Here is a 22,077-nt window from a genome sequence, read left to right as displayed (position 1 = left end):
GCTTATGTTAAACTTTAAATGTAAATATTTCCAAATAAAAGCATCATGTATTATGCGGGAGGTGTAGTTAACTTGATTCAGAAATGCCAAAACTGCGGCCAATCATTTAGTTGGACTCATATTTATTTATCCTTGTGGATGAACTATAAGCCTATCCTTTGCAAAGAATGCGGACAAAAACACAGACTATATTTCTATTCTCGACTAATAAATAGTCTTTTTATCATTCCAATTGCTCTCTTTATTCCTTTCGCTAATTCAAAGTTAGAACTTTCACAGCTTTTTATTGTAACCTTCGCTATTATTTATTTTGTTTTGACTTCTTTACCACTCCCTTATCTAATGAAATATAAATCAGTTGCGTCAGATCACTTCTTAGAAGAAACCAAATAGCTTTAGACTCCATACTAAACACCTCCGAATGATCGCATCACTCGGAGGTGTTTTTCCATTTCTGTTTGGTTGTCCCGCTTCTCGACGGTCTTTCTCTTAAATAATACGGTTATTTGGCGTTTTCATCCGGCTGGTGAATACCGAAAATATTTCCTTCGGTATCAATAAAGTATCCCTGCCAGGCCATTCCGGGCAGCGCATATTTCTCCATGGCCACTCTGCCGCCATGCTCCGCAATCATCGAAGCAGTCTCATCGAAGTCTTCCACGCCCAAAGTACAAGCAAAGCCATTCACAGCCTGGTTGACTTCTGGCGGGGGACCCTGGCGCTGCATCAAGGCTCCGTTAATCCCCATTTCACCTTCATCGCCGGTAACCGCTCCTTGATAAGGCATGCCTGCAAATTCACTCCAGTCCTCAAACTTCCAACCAAACACCTCACCATAAAACTTCATCGCGCGATCCATATCTTCTACATGAATTTCAAAATGAACGACTCTTCCCATAACGGCCTCCTCATAATTATGAATTTAATAAAACGCTTACATGTATTCAAGTATGTATATTCGATAAATTGTACTAAACTCCTGCTTTATTTTCACTTAACAAGATTCAAGGTACTTTTCCAAATTTCATTTGACGAATCGCCTTTCGAATCCATACCGGGATCATCGTAATAAATAGAATCACTTGTTTGGACTTAAACAAGATTTCACCTTCCCTTTTTAATATAGTGTAATTTAACACCTTAGTGAATTTATTTACAACTTCCCACACAAAAAAAGCACAAACCATTAAGGTCAGTGCTCTTTCCAATATCACAGGCATACCTTCGCATGACTAGTGGCTGTATTCTCTTCTAAATTGCACATACATCCCGATAAATAACGTTATTAACCCTGGCAGTAAGTAAAGAAAACCAATTCCGTAGTAGCCGATGAAGCTGGAAACGATTAATAAGATACTTCCCATTTGTTTATTTTTGTTGAGCATGGCCGCTCCAATAATACTGAGAATTCCCGCCAACACCCCTAAGAACCAGATGTTTCCAAAGGTATAGGAATCGTCTATAACCGCAAATAACTGCGCGGTAATGGAAATTAGAATTCCGAGGACTCCTCCAATAGTAGCTAGATTCTTCATATTCATCATCCTTTCCTGCTACCTGTTGAGACGATTGACCACGCTAAAAGTTTCATTTTTTTATATTTTTTTCCAGATAATTTCTACCTTCTTATGTTCAAGGACATAGGAAAAGAATAGACGGAACATCTCTTTTGGCAATTTCCTACTGATCAAGTTGGAGACAGCGTTCCCTTCATTTAAAGAAACCACAGATAACCCGAACCACTATATGAAAGGTTCGGGTTATCTGTCGCTTGTCTTAGCCTCAGCGAAATCCTATGCTTTGTCCGTGAAATACGTCCATGAAGTAGCTGCCGCTTTCGTAGCCTCTGTTACTTTCTTTAAGTTGTCCATCCCGTCTGACTTCAGCCAATCATGGAAGGACTCTGCTCCCTCTTCTGCAAAAATGCGAATGCCGTCTTTCCACGTCGCTCTGCCGCAGAGTACGCCGCTAAACTTGGCATTTGAATCTCTTGCAAAATACAAGGTTTCGATGAACTGCTCGTTTGTCACCCCGCCGCTTAAATAAATAAACGGCACCTTGCTTAACTCTGAACATTTTAAATACAGTTCTGCTGCCTGTTCTTTAGTAAAGACAGGGGAATATTTCTCATGGTGATCGTAGCCTTCGATATGGTAAATTGCGACAGGCACCTCCACTTTCAACAGATCAATGCTGTAGGCTTCTTTCGAAAACTCTTCCATAAAATACTCAATAATGGCTGGCTTATCTTTCGCAAATTCAGGACTCTTCGCATCCAGTCCTTTAGCGCTGTAGGAGACAGGCTCTAATATAAATAAGAGATCATTCTGCTTGCATTCATCTCCGACTCGTTTGATCAACGTTTTCTTAATTCGATTAAACTTTTCTTCCTCGTTATGATCATAATAGATTAATAGTTTCAGGGCGCTGACCCCTTCGTTGACTAAGTCTTGCACAGACCATTCATCCACCAGATTAGGCAGGCGGCCTTTCTCATTAGCATCATAGCCGGTCTTCTCATATGCCATAATGAGCCCGATGTCTTTACTGAGCTTTTCAGTCGCTTCCCACCCATATTCGGGATCCAGTAAGAGTGAAGAAGATGAATTCCCCAGTACTTCACTGACTCCGGCCTTGAACTGCTGCAGTCCTTCTGCGTAAGAAATGCTTTCATTATAACTGCGGATCATTTTGCCGAGCGAACCTCGTTGATCCATGGCGGTTGCGATAATGATATTATTTTCATCCGAAATTTGCTGTAATCCTCGTTTTTTTCCTGCTGTTAATTCCATAGTTTTATGAACTCCTTAGTCTTGTGACCTTTATGTTTGGTTTGAATGTTTCGACTTCCTCCATGTTGATATGAGGGTACCAGGAGAGACAGTTGGACAGAGAGTAAGCATTGGCGGTTTGCAATGCCTCTTCCACGGCTGCTCCTTGGTCCATGGTTTTTATGAAAGCTCCGAGAAAAATATCTCCTGAAGCAGTGGCATTCCGCGCCTCGATGGCGGGCAGTTCCACTTGATACAGCTGGTGATTAAATTTAGCTAGCGCCCCGTTCTTCCCGAGAGTGATCATCACGTTCTGAGCCTGGTCAAACTCGGCAACCATCGTCTCAAGCGATTGAATCTGCTTCTCCCCTGGACTGACTAACTCTTTGAATTCATGTTCATTTACTTTAAGCAGCCAGGGATTAGCTTGTACTCCATGTTCTAAAGGCAGACCACTGCTATCGAGGACGCAGTGAGCCCCTTTTTCTTCAAGCGTTCGGATGACGGTCTGGTAGAACTCTGGCTCCACGCCTTTAGGCAGCGAACCAGAGAAGATGACATAATCTCCTGGCTTTGTTTGAGCGAGTAAGCTGCTATACAACTCGTCTTTCTCTGCCTGGGTAATCGCTGGCCCTGATTCATTAATTAAATGGACTTCATTTCTTTGCTCGTCCACGATAACCGAACAAATTCTGGTGGTTCCGGTAATGTTCGTAATCCTGGCATCCATGCCTTTTTCATCAATGAACGTTCGCAGAATATCCCCGATATAGCCGCCTAAGAAGGAATGAATTTGAAATGGAGGACGTTCCTCTCCTGTCATCAGGGAACGGACGACATTAAATCCTTTGCCGCCTAATAAATCCATCGATTCTTTCGCACGGCTTACCCCGTCATGATTGAATTCTTTGAGTATAACTGTCCGATCAAGAGCTGGATTAAGAGCTACCACATGAATCATCCTGCATTCTCCTAACACTGATAAATTGGCCGTTTCTCATTCCTATCCTTTTACCGATCCTGCCGTCAATCCAGAAATTAAATATTTGTTTAAAAATAAAACAATTAATATCGGCGGAATAATCGTGAGGACGCCGGCTGCGGTCATAAGTCCATAATTCACAGCATTCTTCCCTACGAACTCGGTAATCAGCACCGGCAAAGGCTTGGACTGTTCCGGCGCAAAGACGAGCGGAATGACGAACTGGCTCCAGGAATTGAGAAACGTTAAGATCGCTACAGCAATTAATCCGGGTAATGCCATCGGAAGAATCGTCCAGAGTGATCGTAACCTTGACGCTCCGTCCACAAGTGCCGCTTCCTCAAGCTCTTTCGGTATCGCCATGAAAAAGCTGCGCATTAACCAAATAGCCAGCGGAGCAAACGCAGAGGTATAAATGAGCGTAATTCCAACCTGCGTATCAATTAAATGCATGCTGATGAGAATCTTGTATAACGGGATCATTACCGCATAAGCAGGTAAAGCCATCGTCACTAATACCATGCCGAAAATAATGTTCTTCCCTTTAAAATCCAACCTTCCAAAGGCATAGCCGGCAAAGATTGAAATGATAATGACAATAATCGTGGCTCCAAGCGCAGAAATTAAGCTGTTCACCATCGCATCTTTAAACTGTGCCCAAATGTTCTGCTGAGCGCTGAACCCTAATAACTGACTATAATTTTCACCGCTCAACGAAAACGGAAAATATTTTATTGGCGTACTGGTGAGCTCCCCGGCAGGCAGCAGACTTGTACGTAATGCCCAATAAACAGGTGCTAAGGACCAAATCAAGATCAGAACGATTGATAATCGGAATCCTATTTTCTTCATCACCTTTATTTCTCCTTTCTTTCGTTCAGCCATAAAATGTAGATCAAACTGATACCCAACGTAATGAGGGTGATAATGAGTGACAGTGCCATTCCCATGCCTAAGTTCAATTGTCTAAAGGCGATTAAATAGTTCTGAATGAGCACGGAACGGGTATCGAGCGCTGATCCAGTCAGCACGAAAATTTCATCAAAGATGTTAATCGCGGCAAATGTCGCTTGTGTAAGCGCAATGGCGAGTGCCGGTTTGAGAAGCGGCAGCGTAATATGCCAGAAGCTTCTCATTGGAGACGCCCCATCTATCTTTGCTGCTTCATATAACTCACCCGGAATCGTTTGCAGCGAAGCAAGCAGAATCACAGCGGTCAACGGAATCATCTTCCACACATGAACTAACGTGACGCAGAATAATGCAAAGTGAGGATTCCCCAGCCAAACCTGGCTTTCATGAATAATATGAAGTTTCAGAAGCAGGTCGTTCAACACGCCGGTATTGGGATCATAAATCCATTTCCAAATGACCGCATTTACTACGGGCGGAAGGGCCCAGGGGATCACAACGGCCGCGAGCAATAATCCTCTGCCTCGAAATTTTTTCTTTAGTACCATCGCGATATACATCCCGCCGACGACTTCTCCGGCGATCGCTAATAAGTAGTAGGCAGACGTATTCTTCAATGTTCTTAACACCGTGGAATCCGTCAATAAATTGATATAGTTCGAAAATCCTGCAAACTTAATATTATCCGGCTCCATCAGGCTTAACTGTTTAAAACTATCCACTAGCGTTAATACCGCTGGATAGAATACCAGCCCGAACATGATGACAATGAGCGGAAGGACGAGTAAATAAGGAAAGATGACTTTCTTCATGGACATTTGGGTTCCCCCTTTCTTAGAAAAAGGGGCTACTCCTAAGGAATAAACCCCCTCAACTATTCAGAAATCCCTGATTCAATAGTGATATGACTTGTTATTCTCCCTGGATACTTTTTACGTTATCGGCAATATGGCTGATTCCTTCATCGACAGTCATAGAGCCTTTTGCAATCTGGTTAATCGTTGTGGCTACATCTGTACTGAATTTAGGGTACCAGGACGGTGTGCCTTGCTTAAATAGCGGTTCAACAGTGGGCAGCACGTCTAGAATGGTATCCCCACCGACTAATTTACCTTGGTCGTTCAAGTCTTCTAATACACTCTGACGATTCGGCATAAGTCCTAAATCGGTGTACATTTTTTCCATTTGTTCGGGCTGCACGAGGAATTTAATAAATTCAGCTGCTGCCTTCTTATGTTTGGACGCTTTCGGAATTCCATACCCTTCCACAAGTCCAAAAGTACGGGAGTCTCCATCCTTACCTGGCGTCGGTTTCATTTTTACGTTTCCTGCTACACTTGATTTCGAGTCATCTTCATACAGCGACATGTTTCCGACCCAGCCGGCTAAATCAATGGCAATCTTGCCGTTCTGGAAATTTGAAATAACATCGGTATCTTTAATGCCTACGGCTGATGGATCAATGACTTTATTCTCTTTCATACCGCTGATAAGATACTCCATGGCCTGGTAACCTGCAGAGCTTTTGTCGGTAAATTGAGGATTGCCGTCTTCGTCAAACAGTTCTCCGCCAAAGGCTTTCGTCATTAAATACCACGGAGTTGCCGATCCTTCTGTAGCGGACAACGGAATTCCCATAGGGTAATCCATACCGCCGTTATTCTTGATTTTCTCTGCAGCTTTCATAAGTTCTTCAGGCGTGGACGGGGTTTCAGTTACCCCTGCATCCTTGAATACGCTTTCATTCAAGTACGTAACGCGGAAGTCGTTACTATATGGCATCGCGATATAGTTATCTTTATATTTAAAGATGGGCATAGTCGAAGTATCATCAATCGTTTCACTATCGAAATATTGATCCAGCGGTTCAAACCAGCCAGCAGCACCAAATTGTCCCACCCATGACCAGTCAAACTCGGTTACATCAGCAGGAGAAACACCTGCCGCGGCGCTCGTTACGATCTTATCGTGGATGTCGTCCCATCCCATTGTTTGAAGATCGACGGTTACGCCAGTTTCTTCTTTAAATTGATCCAGCATACTATCGGGGATTTTTGTCCATGGGGGCAAGAGTGCAGTGATGGTGGTACCTGAAATATCTTCATCTCCATTACTACCAGCACTTTCACTGGAATCAGAAGAGTTACAAGCACTCAGGAAGACACTGACCACTAACAAAAGAGAGAGGAGCAGAGTGAGTTTTTTATTAATCTTCATATAATCATCCCTTAAATTTTTTAGTTTATTTCATTTAAGCCCTTACATTTTTTCGGATAAATGAACCATTAAATTTGGGTATGTTTCTCTGGATTCTTGAGAAATAATGATGGAAGCCATTTTATTGGCGAAATCGAGTTTCTTTTCGACGGGCCACGCTTTCCGGTTAGCGAATAAATATCCCATATCAAAGGTATCACCAGCTCCAGTGGTATCTACTACAGGAACCTGATAGCCTTCAACGGTATGCACTTCTCCGTCAACCAAAGCCGCTGCTCCTTTACCACCAAGCTTTACAACTACTTCATGACAATAATTGCCGAGGATCTTAATGGCTTTCTTCCAATCGTCCTCTGCCGTCAAATGACAGATTTCTGTTTCATTCAATAAGCAGACGTCCACATGCTTGATCAATTCCAGCGTATTTTTCTTCGTTGCTTCTTTCCAGCCGTGAGGATCCCACGATGGGTCAAAATAAATCTTCTTCCCTTGCTTCTTTTGTTCAATAGCGGCTTCTAACGCATCGACTACCGTGAACTTAGGCAGCAAGTAGTTCCCGCAGATCATCACTTCCTCACAAGAAGACAGCAGATGTTGTTTCTGTTTATACATCTCATTGCCAAACTCATGGTGAGCACCGAGGACAGAAACAATCGCTCTTGACCCATCTTTGTGAACGATCACAAAACTTGTGGGAGTCTGATGATTTTCTAAGGTTACAATCCCATCTGCTGGAATATCCATCCGCTGTAACTCTTCCAGCAGATACGCTCCTTCGCTATCTTGTCCAATCGAAGACAGGATCACTGGCTGAAGGCCGAGCGCCTGCAGGGCCATTGCCATATAGCCCGCCGTCCCTGCAACACGCCGCTCGTATCCTTCTGCCATCACTTCTGAATCCCACGCTGGTCTTGCTTCTAATCCTCCAACAACAATATCTAAGTTAAAATTTCCGATGATTCCTACTGGGTTCACGTACAAACCTCCTATCCGTCTAGAACAACGACCTGGTTTAAATTCCTAGGTTTATCAGGATCTAAATTCAGTAATTTATTTCGGTAGTAAGCACATAGTTGAAGGAATGGCAGCATTAGTACACTGCTTGCGTGATCGGAAAGGGATGCCTTTAAATTAAGCTTTTCATCGGAACGATAACCGTCTAAGTCATGACCGATCGTCAGCACCTTCCCTTTCACGTCCTGGATATCCTTCACAATATCCTGCTCATATTTGCGGATCGTGTTGTTCGCTAAATGAATAATCATGTATTCTTCTGTCACCACAGAGATGGGTCCGTGCCTGAATTCAAGCGGGTTATAGGCTTCACAAGATACCTGGGTCATTTCCTTCATTTTTAGCATGCCCTCAGAAGCTAATCCGAAATGTCCGCCAAGCCCTAAGTAGATAAACGACTGATACGCCGGATTCTCGCCGACCTTCTTGGCTAGTTCTTCTGTTTCTTTCCAGATGGCTGTCGCCGACTGAGGGATTTGGTTTAATTCTTTGAGAAATGCCTCATTGTTCGCAACAATTCCGGCAATGATTTGAGAGGTTAACAACAGATTCGTAAACGACCCGGTCATCACCACGCTTTTTTCCTGCACATGAGGTAAAACGATCGTGTAGTTCGACAGCTTCGCTAAATCGCTTTCAGGATAAGCAGTAATGGAGATACATTCGGCAAGATTATGTTCCTGTACGTAATCAACCGCTTTCACCACTTCTGATGTGTTTCCTGATCTGGAAAATGCGATCACGAGTACTTTTTTGTTTTTCGGAAAAACTGCCTTGGGAGCTAGAAAGATTTCTGATGAAGGGATGGGTTTGGAAGAAATGCCTGTTAATTCTCCAAACGTATAAGCGGCTGAGATCGAAATGTAATAAGACGTTCCACAACCGGTGAATATAACTTCATCAGGCTGGAGTGCTTCGATTTTCGCAGAGATTTCTTCTCTATTTTCAAGCACTTGCTGATAGGTCTTCTTCCACGTTTCGGGCTGTTTATTTATTTCTGAATAGGTATAGTTTGATCCCATATTCAACCTCCTCGTTAGGGTTTTTAAATTTTCTAACAATTAAATCATACCATTGTGGGGTTGTTGGGTCAAGTTAATCTAAAAAACAATCAAGAGCTAAATAAGCTCCGTATAAAACCGGCAGCGGTCGCCACGAATAATCGAGCGGCAGAATTCCACAGGCTTGTCCTCTGAATTATAGGCAATACGATCCAGCAATAGCGCAGGTGATCCCTCTTCAACATCTAGATACTGACTTTCATATCCCCGGATTAATACTGGTTCAAAAATTTCCTTCGCTTTCGTAACCATTACGCCATATTTGGTTGCCATAAAATCATATAAAGAATGATTGGACAGTTCGTCTTTCGTCATTTCCGGGATCATTTCTTTCGGAATATAAGAGGTTTCCAAAATGATCGGTTCATTGACCGTGCAGCGCAAACGTACAAGCTCATACACATTCGCATCCTCAGCAATGCCCAGGTGCTTTGCAATACTTGCTTTGACTTTTCTTTCATTCAAGTCGATCAGTACATCTTTAGGTTCCAGTCCTTTTTCTTCTAATACCTTGCTGAAGCTGTAAAACCCGGTAAGCGATTGTTCCAGCTTCGGTTTCGATACAAACGTTCCTTTGCCTTGAACCCGCTTCAGCATTCCCGCCTGAACGAGATTATCCAGAGCTTTCTTCACTGTATTTCTACTCACTTCATACTGTCTAAGCAATTCATTTTCTGAAGGAATTTTCTCTCCTGCTTTCCATTTACCTGAGTCGATTTGTTCTTTAATAATCTCCTCTAATTGATAGTACAGTGGAGTCCGGTTATTTGGCTCGATCGTTTTCAATGTCTTCACCTCTAAATTTTATTGATTTTAAATCTTAGTCAAACGTTTATATTCCATTATACAGTCAAATCAATCGAATTTACACGATTTAAAATGAGTACAGGTCACTTAGAGCCAGTGGATGTCCCATAAAGCTTGCAAAATTACTACTTGCGATTCTGATTATTTTCCTAAATAAGGAAGAACACTTCTCAGATAAGAAGTGTTCTTCCTGAAATCTTATGTTAAAGTATTAACCCTTGTAAGCTTTCCTCAGCTCTGCAATATCCAGCTTTTTCATTTGAAGAGTGGCCTGATTTACCCGGGCAATTTGCTCCGGTGTCCCCGTACTCATCATCTTATCCATGTCTCTCGGAACGATCTGCCAGGACAATCCAAATTTATCTTTCAGCCAGCCGCATTGTTCGGATTCAGGTACAGCAGACAAGTTCTCCCAGTAAGCATCGATTTCTTTTTGGGAATCACAATAGACCATAAAGGAAATCGATTCATTGAAACTAAAAGGATGGTCTCCCTCACTATCCATCGCCGCAAACCAATGATTCTCCAGCATGAAATCAGCGAACATTATCGTATCTTCATTGTCAGCACCCTCTCCTGGAGGATTGGGTTCACTGTGCCCCATTCTTGCATCGTTAAATACAGACAAATAAAAATCAATCGCTGCTTTAGCTTTTCCCCATTTCTCTCCAGCAAACATAAAGGATGGAATGATCGTTGGACGCTCTTCTCCATCCGGGTTCGTAAGGATTAACTGCCAGGACACGCCGTATTTATCCTGAATCCAACCATACTTCTCACTAAACGGATACTTGTCAAGAGGCATGAGCGCCTGGCCGCCTTCCGATAACTTGTCCCAAACCTCGGTCAGCTTCTCACTCGCATCAGCCTCTCGGGAGGGATCAAAATTAACCATGAAAGAGATCGACGGATTAAACTTGAAATAAGGACCGGCACTGATCGCCATGAAATCCTGGCCCCACAACGTAAAAGATACTAAATCACAGTCCCCGGAAGGTGTGTCGCGAAGAACCGTTTCATTCTTCACTTTCGATTCTGGAAAAATAGAAGCATAAAACGCTGCCGCTTCCTTAGCTTCCTTGTCATACCATAAATGAGGGACAATGGTTTGAGCGTTTTTAGTCAATGATCTTCCTCCTAAATGAAATCATTTTATCCTAATTTAATCGGCGAACTCTATTTCATTGGCTGCTTTGATCTTAGCGAAACTTCTCAGCAAGCGATTGTGGTGGGCAATAATCTGGTCTGCTCGTAAGGAATCAGAATCCCAGGTTCCATGAGCATCTTTAACAACCGTCACATCATAGCCGAGGCTAAATGCACGGCGGCAAGTTGTGTCCACACACATTTCGGTTTGATTTCCAGTCAGTATTAGATTCTGAATCCCCTTGTTTTTTAATTCGTCATGAAGACTGGTTTCATGGAAGGAATCCGGGGTCCATTTCTGAATGACAGTTTCCCCCTCTTTCGGACTGATCGATGGATGAATCTCCCAGAAGTGAGTCCCTTCCACCAGACCTCCGTCATTATGCTGAATGTAAACAACGGGTACGTTAGCGGACCGTGCCTTTTCGCTTAGTGCTTGAATATTTTCAAGTAACTGTTCACTTTTATAAACCGGATTACTTTCATCAAACATTTCATTTTGTGTGTCGATAATCAGTAAGGCTGTATTTTCCATATTCATTTCTCCTATCCATTAGTGGTATAGGTAAATATTCTACATTTTTCTCCATATCCCTCTATCTTCTTTCTTGTAATATTTGTAAGAGTCACGTTCAAGAAAGTAACAGCTGCCGGGTCCCTTTACAGTCCTTTTCCTCCCTTTACTTTCCCAGAACTGATCCGCTCCATTCCTGTAATCATAGGTTTCGCTCGGCTAATTAAAGTTTGTGCACCTTCTAGCGATAAGGACTCCTGATGAGCTTGTTCATTGCTCCACACTTCGTATACAAAGACAGAGTTCGGTTCGTCATCAGAGGTGTTAACGAGATAAATCTCACAATCATCCAAGTCTTGCATGGATTCTGCAGCCTCCAGAAGGAGATCAACGAATGCCTCCCGTTTGCCTTCTTCTACGATGAACTTTCCATATAATCCAAACTTACTCATATGCGGTTCCTCCTCCATAGAATCAAAAGGCATTAAAAAAAGTTAAGAAAATAGGAATGCTTTGATAAATAAGCCGAGCGCATAGTATAAATTGCCCACCTTTATTGGAATCGAGGGTTATGCACACCTGTTTTCAAATAAATTCGGTTTCAACTGTGGGAGGGCCACGACCCTTGCAGTTTCCTTAATTGAATAATTTGCCCCGTATGATAAGCCTCGTGAGTAATGAAATCTGCCACCTCAGCTTCCGTTAAGTAACCATGAAGCTCCTCCTTAGAAGAGTTGGTCAATAACTCCCTTAAACTGTAATGAGCGTTCAATGCACGTTTAACTACCTCATCCCATGCTTCATCGTCGCTGGATTGTTCCATAAGATTAAACGTCTCATCATTAGAGAGAGTCTTCGTCCACTCCTGCCCCTTTAAGTTGGCCACAAGCCGCTCTTTGTAATAGATAAGGTGGTTCACATTATCCCAGATTGAATTGACTGCCTCTCCACTCGGTTTCCAGCAGGCTTGTGCTGCTGTCATTCCCTCTAAAGCATCTTTTAGAGGTGGATACCAATTGTCCTTCTCAAACGTTGAATTGAGAACAAATATTGCTAAGTCCATTCTATCCAAAATCACGCACTCCTCTATTCGTTTTTTAAAAATTCTGTTTATTATAGTTAGATTATAGCAGAAGGATCGTTCATCAACCTATCTTATCTTCTGGATCGCTGCTTAAGCTGATCCTTAGTATTAAATTCCCTTGCCCGATCCTTTCCTTACACGCAGCTTCACAAATTTCCTTTTCCCCACCTGTACAACCATCTCGTCGATTATATCGATGGTTGTTAATGGATCTATGATCTTTTCCTGGTTGATTCGAATGCCCCCATTTTTTATCATTCTTCTGACTTCACTATTCGAAGGTAATAAATCAAGCTCCCGCACTAATTCTACGATCCCGATGCTGACTTGTTTATCCAAAATAACTTCCGGCATGTCATCAGGCATTTTATTTCTTTGAAATACAGCTGCAAAGTGAACCTTACTCTTCTCCGCTTCGTCTTTGCCATGGAGCATCTCCACAAATGAATAAGCGAGCCGTACCTTGGCATCTTTAGGATGAAGGCAGCCATTTTCAAGCTGCGTTTCGATTTGGGAGACTTCGTCAATGGAAAAATTCGAAGTCAATTTGAAATATTTCATAATCAATTCATCTGGAATCGACATCGTTTTGCCAAAGATGTCGTTCGGGTGTTCATCAATCCCAATATAGTTGTTCTTGGATTTAGACATCTTTTCCACTCCATCCAGTCCTTCGATTAAGGGAAGGAGCAGGACCACTTGTTTTTCCTGTCCGAATTGCTCTTGAATCTGACGACCGAACAGGACATTAAATTCCTGGTCCGTGCCGCCTAGTTCAATATCAGAGGCAAGCATGTGAGAATCATACCCTTGCATCACCGGATAGAAAAACTCGTGAAGGTAGATCGGTTTGTTGGTCTGATACCTTTGATGAAAGTCATTTCTTTCCAGCATACGGGCGACAGTCACCTGACTCGCCAGCTGCAGGACTTCAGTGAAACCGACTTTTGATAACCATTGGGAATTGTAATGAAGTTCGACGGCGTTCATATCAATGATTTTGCCAAATTGTTCGAAGTACGTTTTCGCATTATGACGAACCTCTTCATCGGTTAGAGCCTTTCTTGCGGCAGCCTTGCCCGTAGGATCTCCGATTTTACCTGTAAAATCTCCGATAATGAGCTGAATCTTGTGGCCGCACTCCTGGAATTGTTTCAATTTATTGAGGACAACTGTATGACCGATATGAACATCGGGAGCAGTTGGATCGAGTCCTAATTTTACTTTCAGCGGCCGATTCAGTTTGATAGACTTCGCCAGCTTTTCTCTGAACTCTTCTCTCGGAATAATATTCTCTGTTCCATACGATAAGCGTTCATATTGCTTATCAAGTTCCTTTGCCTGCTCGCCGGTTAATTGATCAACGTATTCCATGTCCCATCCCCCTTTTTTAAAAAACAAAAGCGCAAGCGCCTGGACAGACCCAGACCATTTTCAAAACGCAAAAAAGACACGCCCCTATCATGGGACGTGTCTTGAACACGCGTTACCACCCAAGTTGAAGAATGCGATACTCACTTCTTCCCCTCAAAAAGATATCGGTTTTACCGTCTAAAACTACTCACTAAGAAAGGTTCGTATTAGAAGCTCAAGAAGGTAATTCATATAGATATGTATATCGATTTGCAGCACCATCGACTCTCTGGAAACAGGGATATCTATACTACTTATTTCTGTCACAGCTGTTTGTTATTAAATTAGAATTATAATACTTGTATGGATCCTATATGTCAATGTTTTTCGGGAAGCAAGGACCCATCGTTCTGTTAAAGAAAACTCAACTCGCCGACAATGAAAGTATATTTCTTATTTCCGCCAAAAAGTAGAACACTCCGCTTTCTCCGAGATATTATACTCGATCATTTTCTCAATTAGAGAATAATCAATGGGTTTGTTCCATGGAAATTGAACCAGCTGCTTGGTATGACCGTAGCCAGACTCGATAATTTCTTCTGAAAAATGAAGAATTCCTGCTCGTTCAGGAGCAACATTCAGGTGAGTCTTTGCTGTGCTGAAGCCAATAATAAACGTTCCGTGATCGGTAAACATCGGCTGATTCCACTTGACTACCCTATCTAATTCAGGGTATTTCTCAGCTACCCAGTTTAACACTTCTTCCACGCGGGCCCGGTGCTCGGGCTGATCGATCTTATCCAAAAATTCCGTAAAAATTGCCATCCGATTCCCTCCTATAATTAACTCTGTGAAGTTACTGCTGTACGATTTGAATTAAGTTGCCGCACGTATCATCAAAGATTGCCATGGTTACCTCGCCCATTTCGGTCGGTTCCATGGTAAACTCAACACCGAGTTCGCTTAATCGTTCGAATTCTTTGTGCACATCCTCTACGCCAAACATCGTTGACGGAATGCCTTCTTTAAAAATCTTTTGTTGAAACTCTTTCGCAGCATGGTGGTTATTTGGCTCCAGCAATACTTCGGTTCCATTTTCCTCCTCAGGAGAAACGAGTGTGATCCATCTATATTCTCCGATCGGTACGTCCTGCTTTTTCACAAAATTGAGCTTCTCTGTATAAAACTGCAGAGCCTTGTCCTGATCTTCCACAAATAAACTGGTAACGATAACTTTCATAGCTTTTGCCTCCTTAAGCAGTTGGGTTTCATTACAAAAAACTACTCCCCTATCAAAATGAGCTATTTTTTATACAACTGGAGTCCTAATTTAAAGAGAATAAACAGGAAAGTCACTACCATTAAAGAACCCATGGCTTGTCTATTTATATCCCCCGTTTTAAATAGACTCACAATCTGGATCCCTGCAGCTACTCCCAACATCCCAAACAGAAAGCTCTTCCACCGATGTGTAATCCAATCCCCTCCGTTTTGTAAAGTAGTGCTTATCCATATGATTCCGTAGTTATAGGAAACGGCGTCTTTCCTCCTGGGAAGGTAACATGCAGCTTTCCTTCGTCCCGAACCACTTATACCGGTTCCTGGCAATAATCTCATAGACGAGATCTCTAATCGGCCGCGGAACAAGTAAGAGAGCATAAGTCAGCTTCCACCATCCTTTCAAATGCCTGCACACCCTCAGGGCTGCAGATGATTTGAAATAACATTGCTGACCTTCGATGAGAACAAAACTATCGATGTCTTCTGGGGCATTGTGCTTCTTTAATAACTCCTGTCCTCTATCACTTTGCAGCGAAGCGAATTTAAACTGTCCTTCTGGATCTCGTTTGATAATAAATTGCACACTTTGATCGCAGAAGTTGCAATCGCCATCGAATAAAATAATTCTTTCCATTTTCATCGCCCCATTCTGGGATTTAAGTTCCTTCTTTGCATGGTTAGAGAATTTTTCTACTACCATTGTAACCCATTTACTAGGCAATATGAACTCTAGCCGTCCTCTCTATTCCCCCTCTACACGTCTTCAGGCAAGACGAAGGCAGTTCCATATGAATAGAATCTTCCCCCTCTATAAATACTGTAAAATGGTACACTTATAGTAGCGCAATAAAGTAAGTTCCCACAGGACATACACGTATGGATAAATGAAAAGGGGGGTCACTACTATGACCGATAGCAGAATGAACCCGAAAGTGGATCAATTCTTAAGTAAACCGAAGAACTGGCAGCAAGAATTTAAGAAGCTGCGAGACATTATTATGGATTGTGATGTGACGGAAGAATTTAAGTGGGGCAAGCCTTGTTACACCGTTCAGAATAAAAATGTCGTATTAATGCATGGATTTAAAGAATACTGTGCACTTCTATTTCACAAAGGAGTACTGTTAAAAGATCCCCACGGCATTCTGATTCAGCAGACAGAGAATGTTCAGGCCGCACGGCAGATACGATTTACCAATCTTCAGCAAATTAATGATATGGAAAACATCATAAAAGACTATGTCGATGAAGCCATTGAAGTAGAAAAAGCTGGTTTGGAAGTAGAAATGAAGAAAGAAATCGAGATTCCTGAAGAGCTTCAAGACAAATTCAATGAAATGCCTGAACTAAAAACTGCTTTTGAAGAGCTGACGCCAGGACGGCAACGAGCCTACTCTCTTTATTTTTCTAAAGCTAAACAATCAAAAACCCGGGTTTCAAGAATTGAAAAATATGTGCAGCCCATTCTAAATGGGAAAGGATTGAATGATTAACGGATCTCTTATGACTTAAGTAGACTTACTGTGATAGACAAGCTACATAAAATGAAACCATGTTCAGGAGGGGCAGTATATGAAACAGTTGATCATTAGAATATCTGGTTTCACATTAGGAGTGGGGATATTTCTTGGAGTGAAAGCCCTGTTCTTTTAGTTTATTTCGTTCAAATAATTTCACTGAAGAGCAGCGATTATTTATCCATAGATCGCCGCTCTTTTTTTTGAGCGAACCGGTAACTTCTGAAGGAATAAACGAAGAATTCAGTAACGCAACTTGGGGTTACGGGCCTGTCAACGAGAGGTATCTTTACTTTTCATCTCTGTTATAACCATAATGAATATTAGACTCAGCGAGGTGATGATCCGATGTATTTTGGTGAGAAATTGAAAAATGAGAGAAAGAAAAAAGACTGGTCTCAAGATGAATTAGCCGAGAAACTTTATGTGAGCCGGCAGTCCGTATCTAAATGGGAGAACGGTCAGAACTATCCCGGGATTGAAATCATCATTAAAATCAGCGATCTGTTTGGCGTAACGATTGATGAATTATTAAGGAGTGATGTGGATTTGACTGAAAAAGTAATTAGAGACAGCAAGCAGCTGGCCCACCCTAAATTAAAATTTACGTTTGATGCTTTATTCCTGCTTGGTGCTGCCATGCTTATCATCAAAATCGTCTTTATTCTGTTAAATAAATTTACAGCCGTAGACTTTGCTTTTGGGAGTTCGTTCTTTTGGAATTTCGGTCCGCTGATCTTAATGGTTGGGGCGTGGATTGGTTCTGAAAGTGTGAAGGAGAAGTATAAAGAGGAATAAATCATTTATTAAAGAATTAAGTAGTCTTATGGCTTTGATTAGAAATTAGAACCCTTTCGATCTCCGGAAATCTTCCCCCGGATATCGAAAGGGTTTCTACGCTTATCGAGGAACATAACGAAACTGTATAATTCCTTTCTTTCCCTTACAAATCCCACCGACATACTATAAAGAAAAACTTTTGACTAACCAGACTGGACCTGCTTAGTCATAGGATGGCCTCTAGCCGTGTGTGGGATCAATTATATATATCCACAAAAACAACAGTATTGTCTGCAGAATTGACCACCAAAATAATTTCTTTGGAAATGGAGGAAAAAGCTCTAATCGTTATGGAATTCTTTAACTCTTCCTCTAGGGTCCACCCAGAGGTCCTTATGGAAAATGACTTACCACTTGCTAGAAAAGAACCATCAATGAATTCCATCACCCTATCAAAGTTCTTAACGGTAACAGGTTGGATGTATTTACTATTAACTTTATAATATCTAAGGTTTAATCCCTCCGCGGGAATATTATACAAGTGATTGGTTCGGTAAATATCATTTATTATGCTGTCTGCCGCTTCTTCTAATAGTGCTTTATTTAATAGTTTTTGTGAATGTTTTTTTAGAAATTTAAGGTTGATTTCTGTAATAGTATCCTTCTCTTTTATCAATAGTACTTTGTTAAAATGTGGCGCGATTTCATTTAAGATTATATTTAACGTAAACTTTGTAGGAGTAGGCAGGGCTATATGGAAGTTGATATCAAATATAATATCTGATGAAGCAATGAATAATAAAATATCCGAAATTTCATAAATATCCTTCTTCTCCCTTATTCTTTCTATCTTCAAGTTACTATGAATATTCTTATTAATAGCAGGCCTCTCGATTTCTGTCAGCCATGAGAACATACCTTACCCACCTCTCAAATTTGATTTTATCGATCCTATAAAAGTAAACCAGATGAAAAGCTCTTACATACTGTCATAAATACGATCCCTTTCCTTTAGAGTATATTCTATATCCGACATTTTCAAAGTGGAGCACGGCATGCTCGACGAGAATAAACTTATCTTTCCTTAGACATAAAACAGCTTTTAAATAATCTATATTACATATAGAAACAAACTAATAACTTAATTACCCATACAACAATTTGAAACTTTTTGAAGTCCTTAACGCTCTCATAAGTAAGGAGGGTTAAAATTGAATGAAATCAAAGCCATAACAAAGGCGATCAAAGGAGATGAAGATGCCTTTGAAGGATTAATTAGAAAAGAAAGCGATAAGTTGTACAAGACTGCTTTTCTTTACGTCCGAAATAAAGAAGACGCCTTAGATATTCTTCAAGAAACCATATATAAAGCATTCACAACAATCCATCAAATAAAAAAACCAGAATATTTCAGTTCCTGGTTAACGACGATTTTAATTCGCAAATGCTATGACTTACTCAATAAGAAAAAGAAAATAGTATTAACCGACGACTTCACTACCTTTCCTGTTGCAAGCAATAGCAGTGGAAATATTGAACATAAGCTAGACTTAATCACCGCGATCTCTAAGCTCAATTACAATTATCAAACGGTCATTATTCTATTCTACTATCATGATCTTCCTATTCGCAGAATTTCTGAAGCTATGGGGAAGCCGGAGAACACTGTAAAAACACTACTGCATCGGGCGAAGAGAGAATTAAAACAATTGTTGGGAGGGGACGATGTTTATGGAAAAAGAATGGTTTGACCAACAGTTAAAAGACATTAAAGTCCCAAAAGCAGAAATCGAAAATGCCATAGAGGAGGGTATGAAGTTAGGGAGAAACGAAAAAAGACAAAACAAAAAGAAATCCAAATTAAAGCTAACTGGCCTGCTTTCATCAAGTGCAGCTGCTGTAGTTCTTGCTTCTGGTTTATTTTTTTCACCCGTCACACAGGTTCTAGCTAAGATTCCATTATTAAACTTAATCTATGAAGAGACTGTTTCCCCTATTGGAGTAGAGCTCTTTAAAGATCAGTTAGTTACAGAACTTGATAAAAAAGCGTCTGATAATGGAGTAGACGTTACGATTACGAGCGCTTACTATGATGGCAATGTGCTTGGAGTCACCTTTAAAGCCGATGGAGATGGTCTGAATATTAAAGATATGGATAAAGGTCAACGCCCTGTGAGTGGATTTGGTTATTATTTATATGACGGCAGTGAACAAAATCAGTTAGCGGGTGGTTCCAGTGGATTAAAAAAAATGGACAATATTTTCATAGGTAGTATGGAATTTTATCAGCCTAAATTAAAACTAAAGGATGGCTTTTCTCTGCCGCTTACATTTACTTCGATATTAGGTAAAAAAGGCACTTGGAAATTTGATATTCCAATACATCAAATTTCCAATGAAAATGTTCAAGTGAATGCCCCGTCTTCTACTACTCCAGATAGAAAATATTCTCTCACCATTAACGCGATCCATAAAGGGAAAGCAACATCAGAAATTGACTATATTACGAAAAAACCATTAATTGGAATGGAAGACGAACTTACCTTTCATATAGTGGATGACCAGGGGAACAGAGTAGGATCCTATTTAAGCGGAAACCTTCTGTCCGAACAGCATAAAAATGGGGCTCTAGTAACCCATAAGAAATCACTTTTCAGCGGCGAAATTAAGAAAGGAACAAACTACTTAAAAATATTTCCTGAAATTAGGAAAGAAGAATTCGATACGATTGAGCCATTGAAATCTAGTCCATTTCAAGTAAAGAGTGAAAGATTTAATTATAGGATAGATGTAAATAAGACCTACGAAAAAAATAATCAATTGGTTGTGGATTATTACATTCATCATGTTGATCCAGAAAAATACAATAATGGTCTGCTTATGAATTTTGCCAATCAGATCAAATTAATTAGAAGCGAAGATGTAATTGAAGAAGGAGATGGTCAGGATCAATATGAAGCTTTAAAAGAAGATTCCCTAATCTATGGGAGGCAAGGGTCAATGATTGATAAAGAAAAGATGCATTTTCAATCACGCTTTAATATCAAAGACAGACAAGACTTTGAATTAAAGGACTACTCCTTAATGGTTCCATTCGGTATATTTAGCTCGAACGATGAACCTATCAAAATGAACCCAATCAAAATTGAATTAAATAATGAAAATTAATCTATTCGTATTAAAAGGTTATCTTCGCCCCCATAAAGGCTGAAGATAATCTTTTTCTTTGTGAGGAGAAATCATTTGCTTATTTTTCAAAATATGTAAAAAATAATTTGCATATTGTTAAAAAAATGTTACATTATTCCCAGGAGGAAAATTATGAAAAATAAGGGTCAATTTTCAAATTTCATTTACTTATTACGCGCTGAAAAACGGTGGTCTCAAAGTGAGCTGGCTTCTAAGGTAGATGTAAGCCGACAAACAATTGCATCATTAGAAGCAAATAAATATAATCCTTCATTAATTCTTGCTTTTAAGATCTCAAACGTATTTGGCAAATCCATTGAAGACATTTTTACTTACAAGGAGGAATAAGATGTTAAAAATTCTATGCATTCTATTTTTCATCCCATTTGCGTTCAGCATTTTCCATTGGGCTACTTTCATGAACTCAGAAGGAAAAGACGAAAGAGGACAAATAATCATGGGGAAAGCGAGTCAATCAACTTTGGGCTTATTCCTTTTAGGTGGAGCCATTTTGCTTATCTTTGATATCACTTTAGGTTTAACAAAGGTATCTTTTCAAGAAGGGCTGCTCCTACTTCTTTCCGTTGTTATGATCGTAAATTCTGCCCTTATATTTAGATTCAAGAAAATTATTTAAAATTCTTATATCGATCACCGCCATAAGTTGAATACATTTCTCTTAGCATTTCTACTGATCTAGTGATAACTACCAATACTTCTAGATTAGGATAAACAAGGAGACTTCTGCGGGAGGAAAGCATAGGTGTGGCCCTGCAGTGTTTGCACAAGGAGCCACACCAGCCGCCCGCGAAAGCGGAGTGTGTTTCGGAGGGGTCTTTCAAGGTAACCCGCTTCACCTTGTTTGGTTGGGGGCATTGACTAGTTTCCCTTCTTCCTTTTATTTCTAAAAGGTTGAGTAATCGTCAGACTTTTGAAATAATTAGAACTAGAGAACTGAGTATAATGGAGGGGGAAATGATTTGAAACAAAAATGGAGAAAAGGGATTCTCGGCATATTATTTATCATTTTGTTAGTCGGATGCTCATCGGCACCGAGATATACATATTCAGGAGACAGTGAACACTGGGAAGGTAAAGTGGACGTGTCTGCGAAGGACCATGGAAAATATCAACTTCTCCTTACCTACGACGGAGAGTTTGAAGACATTTCAACTATAAAAGAGCTCTCCTATTCAATTGAAATGGGTGGATTTAATCAAGAATACACCTTCGGCTTTAGTGATGGCCCCTCAAGTAAGTCTTTCAAAAGTAATATAAATAATATTAAATCTGAAGTAAATGACGGGGATGTCATAGACCTTAAGGTTCAGTGGGCAGACCAAGAAGAGTCGCTTCAGTTAGAAAAAGACTGATAATAAGTTGCGCCAGCGATTCTGAGTTATCGGTTTCGGCAGAGACTAAATTTTTTCATTTCGTGCAATATACCCT

27 protein-coding genes and 1 other annotated feature are annotated in these 22,077 nt (G+C 40.7%); of the genes, 8 read left to right on the top strand and 19 right to left on the bottom strand.

The window, feature by feature from the left end; all coding sequences use genetic code 11:
• Nucleotides 1-45: 45 nt before the first annotated feature.
• On the top strand, nt 46-393 hold the full coding sequence (locus Q7A53_RS10710; RefSeq protein WP_411789157.1) for a TIGR04104 family putative zinc finger protein: 348 nt from the start codon (nt 46-48) through the stop codon (nt 391-393).
• Between the two features lie 109 nt (nt 394-502).
• Here the strand turns inward: Q7A53_RS10710 and Q7A53_RS10705 are convergent, their stop codons facing one another.
• The 18 genes from Q7A53_RS10705 to Q7A53_RS10620 all read right to left on the bottom strand — a co-directional run bounded on the left by Q7A53_RS10705 (nt 503) and on the right by Q7A53_RS10620 (nt 15,776).
• A complete protein-coding gene (locus tag Q7A53_RS10705) occupies nt 503-898 on the bottom strand; it encodes a VOC family protein (protein ID WP_411789156.1) in 396 nt (131 codons plus the stop codon).
• Nucleotides 899-1,232: 334 nt separating this feature from the next.
• Complete coding sequence (locus Q7A53_RS10700) at nt 1,233-1,535, bottom strand: hypothetical protein (RefSeq protein ID WP_411789155.1); 303 nt, start codon at nt 1,533-1,535, stop codon at nt 1,233-1,235.
• 258 nt (nt 1,536-1,793) lie between these two features.
• The gene (locus Q7A53_RS10695) at nt 1,794-2,792 is read right to left on the bottom strand and encodes a tagatose 1,6-diphosphate aldolase (protein WP_411789154.1); all 999 of its coding nucleotides are present in this window, start codon (nt 2,790-2,792) and stop codon (nt 1,794-1,796) included.
• A 4-nt stretch (nt 2,793-2,796) separates the two neighbouring features.
• On the bottom strand, nt 2,797-3,732 hold the full coding sequence (locus Q7A53_RS10690) for a 1-phosphofructokinase family hexose kinase (protein WP_411789153.1): 936 nt from the start codon (nt 3,730-3,732) through the stop codon (nt 2,797-2,799).
• 42 nt (nt 3,733-3,774) lie between these two features.
• Entirely contained in the window at nt 3,775-4,605 is an 831-nt protein-coding gene (locus tag Q7A53_RS10685; RefSeq protein ID WP_411789258.1) for a carbohydrate ABC transporter permease, read from the bottom strand.
• Between the two features lie 5 nt (nt 4,606-4,610).
• On the bottom strand, nt 4,611-5,483 hold the full coding sequence (locus tag Q7A53_RS10680; protein ID WP_411789152.1) for a carbohydrate ABC transporter permease: 873 nt from the start codon (nt 5,481-5,483) through the stop codon (nt 4,611-4,613).
• A 94-nt stretch (nt 5,484-5,577) separates the two neighbouring features.
• Nucleotides 5,578-6,882: an ABC transporter substrate-binding protein gene (locus Q7A53_RS10675; protein ID WP_411789151.1), complete on the bottom strand. Its 1,305-nt coding sequence runs from the start codon at nt 6,880-6,882 to the stop codon at nt 5,578-5,580.
• 42 nt (nt 6,883-6,924) lie between these two features.
• Nucleotides 6,925-7,857, bottom strand: coding sequence for a carbohydrate kinase family protein (locus Q7A53_RS10670; RefSeq protein ID WP_411789150.1), 933 nt, complete (start codon nt 7,855-7,857; stop codon nt 6,925-6,927).
• An 11-nt stretch (nt 7,858-7,868) separates the two neighbouring features.
• Entirely contained in the window at nt 7,869-8,918 is a 1,050-nt protein-coding gene (locus Q7A53_RS10665; RefSeq protein WP_411789149.1) for an SIS domain-containing protein, read from the bottom strand.
• A gap of 96 nt (nt 8,919-9,014) precedes the next feature.
• Nucleotides 9,015-9,752, bottom strand: coding sequence for a GntR family transcriptional regulator (locus Q7A53_RS10660; protein ID WP_411789148.1), 738 nt, complete (start codon nt 9,750-9,752; stop codon nt 9,015-9,017).
• 223 nt (nt 9,753-9,975) lie between these two features.
• Nucleotides 9,976-10,890, bottom strand: coding sequence for a VOC family protein (locus tag Q7A53_RS10655; RefSeq protein ID WP_411789147.1), 915 nt, complete (start codon nt 10,888-10,890; stop codon nt 9,976-9,978).
• 36 nt (nt 10,891-10,926) lie between these two features.
• Nucleotides 10,927-11,445: a cysteine hydrolase family protein gene (locus Q7A53_RS10650; RefSeq protein ID WP_411789146.1), complete on the bottom strand. Its 519-nt coding sequence runs from the start codon at nt 11,443-11,445 to the stop codon at nt 10,927-10,929.
• A gap of 125 nt (nt 11,446-11,570) precedes the next feature.
• Nucleotides 11,571-11,876, bottom strand: a complete 306-nt coding sequence (locus Q7A53_RS10645) for a putative quinol monooxygenase (protein ID WP_411789145.1) — start codon at nt 11,874-11,876, stop codon at nt 11,571-11,573.
• A gap of 149 nt (nt 11,877-12,025) precedes the next feature.
• On the bottom strand, nt 12,026-12,496 hold the full coding sequence (locus Q7A53_RS10640; RefSeq protein WP_411789144.1) for a DinB family protein: 471 nt from the start codon (nt 12,494-12,496) through the stop codon (nt 12,026-12,028).
• 120 nt (nt 12,497-12,616) lie between these two features.
• Entirely contained in the window at nt 12,617-13,882 is a 1,266-nt protein-coding gene (gene tyrS / locus Q7A53_RS10635; protein ID WP_411789143.1) for a tyrosine--tRNA ligase, read from the bottom strand.
• An 87-nt stretch (nt 13,883-13,969) separates the two neighbouring features.
• Nucleotides 13,970-14,197, bottom strand: a binding site (T-box leader).
• A 117-nt stretch (nt 14,198-14,314) separates the two neighbouring features.
• Entirely contained in the window at nt 14,315-14,686 is a 372-nt protein-coding gene (locus tag Q7A53_RS10630; protein ID WP_411789142.1) for an iron chaperone, read from the bottom strand.
• 31 nt (nt 14,687-14,717) lie between these two features.
• Nucleotides 14,718-15,101: a VOC family protein gene (locus tag Q7A53_RS10625; RefSeq protein WP_411789141.1), complete on the bottom strand. Its 384-nt coding sequence runs from the start codon at nt 15,099-15,101 to the stop codon at nt 14,718-14,720.
• A gap of 285 nt (nt 15,102-15,386) precedes the next feature.
• A complete protein-coding gene (locus tag Q7A53_RS10620) occupies nt 15,387-15,776 on the bottom strand; it encodes a thiol-disulfide oxidoreductase DCC family protein (protein ID WP_411789257.1) in 390 nt (129 codons plus the stop codon).
• A 271-nt stretch (nt 15,777-16,047) separates the two neighbouring features.
• Between Q7A53_RS10620 and Q7A53_RS10615 the strand changes: the two genes are divergently transcribed.
• Nucleotides 16,048-16,635 carry a YdeI/OmpD-associated family protein gene (locus tag Q7A53_RS10615; protein WP_411789140.1) on the top strand — a complete coding sequence of 196 codons (588 nt, stop codon included), beginning with the start codon at nt 16,048-16,050 and terminating at the stop codon, nt 16,633-16,635.
• 372 nt (nt 16,636-17,007) lie between these two features.
• Nucleotides 17,008-17,457, top strand: a complete 450-nt coding sequence (locus Q7A53_RS10610; RefSeq protein WP_411789139.1) for a helix-turn-helix domain-containing protein — start codon at nt 17,008-17,010, stop codon at nt 17,455-17,457.
• A gap of 238 nt (nt 17,458-17,695) precedes the next feature.
• Here Q7A53_RS10610 and Q7A53_RS10605 read toward each other — a convergent pair whose 3' ends face one another.
• Entirely contained in the window at nt 17,696-18,355 is a 660-nt protein-coding gene (locus tag Q7A53_RS10605; protein ID WP_411789138.1) for a hypothetical protein, read from the bottom strand.
• 295 nt (nt 18,356-18,650) lie between these two features.
• Here Q7A53_RS10605 and Q7A53_RS10600 point away from each other — a divergent pair, with 295 nt between their 5' ends.
• The 5 genes from Q7A53_RS10600 to Q7A53_RS10580 all read left to right on the top strand — a co-directional run bounded on the left by Q7A53_RS10600 (nt 18,651) and on the right by Q7A53_RS10580 (nt 22,001).
• Nucleotides 18,651-19,190, top strand: coding sequence for a sigma-70 family RNA polymerase sigma factor (locus Q7A53_RS10600; protein ID WP_411789137.1), 540 nt, complete (start codon nt 18,651-18,653; stop codon nt 19,188-19,190).
• The gene (locus Q7A53_RS10595; RefSeq protein WP_411789136.1) at nt 19,171-20,607 is read left to right on the top strand and encodes a DUF4179 domain-containing protein; all 1,437 of its coding nucleotides are present in this window, start codon (nt 19,171-19,173) and stop codon (nt 20,605-20,607) included. The genes Q7A53_RS10600 and Q7A53_RS10595 overlap by 20 nt, the downstream gene beginning before the upstream one ends.
• A 153-nt stretch (nt 20,608-20,760) precedes the next feature.
• Nucleotides 20,761-20,976 carry a helix-turn-helix transcriptional regulator gene (locus Q7A53_RS10590; protein ID WP_411789135.1) on the top strand — a complete coding sequence of 72 codons (216 nt, stop codon included), beginning with the start codon at nt 20,761-20,763 and terminating at the stop codon, nt 20,974-20,976.
• Nucleotide 20,977: 1 nt separating this feature from the next.
• Nucleotides 20,978-21,265 carry a hypothetical protein gene (locus Q7A53_RS10585; RefSeq protein ID WP_411789134.1) on the top strand — a complete coding sequence of 96 codons (288 nt, stop codon included), beginning with the start codon at nt 20,978-20,980 and terminating at the stop codon, nt 21,263-21,265.
• 343 nt (nt 21,266-21,608) lie between these two features.
• Nucleotides 21,609-22,001, top strand: coding sequence for a hypothetical protein (locus Q7A53_RS10580; RefSeq protein WP_411789133.1), 393 nt, complete (start codon nt 21,609-21,611; stop codon nt 21,999-22,001).
• The last annotated feature ends 76 nt before the right edge of the window (nt 22,002-22,077 follow it).

Source organism: Halobacillus rhizosphaerae, from assembly GCF_046719735.1.
In the GTDB taxonomy this organism is placed as follows: domain Bacteria; phylum Bacillota; class Bacilli; order Bacillales; family Halobacillaceae; genus Halobacillus_B; species Halobacillus_B rhizosphaerae.
Note: the sequence above shows the minus strand (reverse complement) of the source record. Positions and strands in the feature narration are given on the sequence as shown.

What these genes read in the sequence shown, in the direction of transcription:
- Q7A53_RS10675 (WP_411789151.1), bottom strand. Translation starts at nt 6,882, where the DNA reads ATGAAGATTAATAAAAAACTCACTCTGCTCCTCTCTCTTTTGTTAGTG.
- Q7A53_RS10680 (WP_411789152.1), bottom strand. Translation starts at nt 5,483, where the DNA reads ATGTCCATGAAGAAAGTCATCTTTCCTTATTTACTCGTCCTTCCGCTC.
- Q7A53_RS10650 (WP_411789146.1), bottom strand. Translation starts at nt 11,445, where the DNA reads ATGGAAAATACAGCCTTACTGATTATCGACACACAAAATGAAATGTTT.
- Q7A53_RS10625 (WP_411789141.1), bottom strand. Translation starts at nt 15,101, where the DNA reads ATGAAAGTTATCGTTACCAGTTTATTTGTGGAAGATCAGGACAAGGCT.
- Q7A53_RS10700 (WP_411789155.1), bottom strand. Translation starts at nt 1,535, where the DNA reads ATGAAGAATCTAGCTACTATTGGAGGAGTCCTCGGAATTCTAATTTCC.
- Q7A53_RS10585 (WP_411789134.1), top strand. Translation starts at nt 20,978, where the DNA reads ATGTTAAAAATTCTATGCATTCTATTTTTCATCCCATTTGCGTTCAGC.
- Q7A53_RS10690 (WP_411789153.1), bottom strand. Translation starts at nt 3,732, where the DNA reads ATGATTCATGTGGTAGCTCTTAATCCAGCTCTTGATCGGACAGTTATA.
- Q7A53_RS10630 (WP_411789142.1), bottom strand. Translation starts at nt 14,686, where the DNA reads ATGGCAATTTTTACGGAATTTTTGGATAAGATCGATCAGCCCGAGCAC.
- Q7A53_RS10665 (WP_411789149.1), bottom strand. Translation starts at nt 8,918, where the DNA reads ATGGGATCAAACTATACCTATTCAGAAATAAATAAACAGCCCGAAACG.
- Q7A53_RS10695 (WP_411789154.1), bottom strand. Translation starts at nt 2,792, where the DNA reads ATGGAATTAACAGCAGGAAAAAAACGAGGATTACAGCAAATTTCGGAT.
- Q7A53_RS10605 (WP_411789138.1), bottom strand. Translation starts at nt 18,355, where the DNA reads ATGTTCTCATGGCTGACAGAAATCGAGAGGCCTGCTATTAATAAGAAT.
- Q7A53_RS10590 (WP_411789135.1), top strand. Translation starts at nt 20,761, where the DNA reads ATGAAAAATAAGGGTCAATTTTCAAATTTCATTTACTTATTACGCGCT.
- Q7A53_RS10610 (WP_411789139.1), top strand. Translation starts at nt 17,008, where the DNA reads ATGTATTTTGGTGAGAAATTGAAAAATGAGAGAAAGAAAAAAGACTGG.
- Q7A53_RS10705 (WP_411789156.1), bottom strand. Translation starts at nt 898, where the DNA reads ATGGGAAGAGTCGTTCATTTTGAAATTCATGTAGAAGATATGGATCGC.
- Q7A53_RS10620 (WP_411789257.1), bottom strand. Translation starts at nt 15,776, where the DNA reads ATGGAAAGAATTATTTTATTCGATGGCGATTGCAACTTCTGCGATCAA.
- Q7A53_RS10685 (WP_411789258.1), bottom strand. Translation starts at nt 4,605, where the DNA reads ATGAAGAAAATAGGATTCCGATTATCAATCGTTCTGATCTTGATTTGG.
- Q7A53_RS10645 (WP_411789145.1), bottom strand. Translation starts at nt 11,876, where the DNA reads ATGAGTAAGTTTGGATTATATGGAAAGTTCATCGTAGAAGAAGGCAAA.
- Q7A53_RS10615 (WP_411789140.1), top strand. Translation starts at nt 16,048, where the DNA reads ATGACCGATAGCAGAATGAACCCGAAAGTGGATCAATTCTTAAGTAAA.
- Q7A53_RS10595 (WP_411789136.1), top strand. Translation starts at nt 19,171, where the DNA reads ATGGAAAAAGAATGGTTTGACCAACAGTTAAAAGACATTAAAGTCCCA.
- tyrS (WP_411789143.1), bottom strand. Translation starts at nt 13,882, where the DNA reads ATGGAATACGTTGATCAATTAACCGGCGAGCAGGCAAAGGAACTTGAT.
- Q7A53_RS10710 (WP_411789157.1), top strand. Translation starts at nt 46, where the DNA reads ATGTATTATGCGGGAGGTGTAGTTAACTTGATTCAGAAATGCCAAAAC.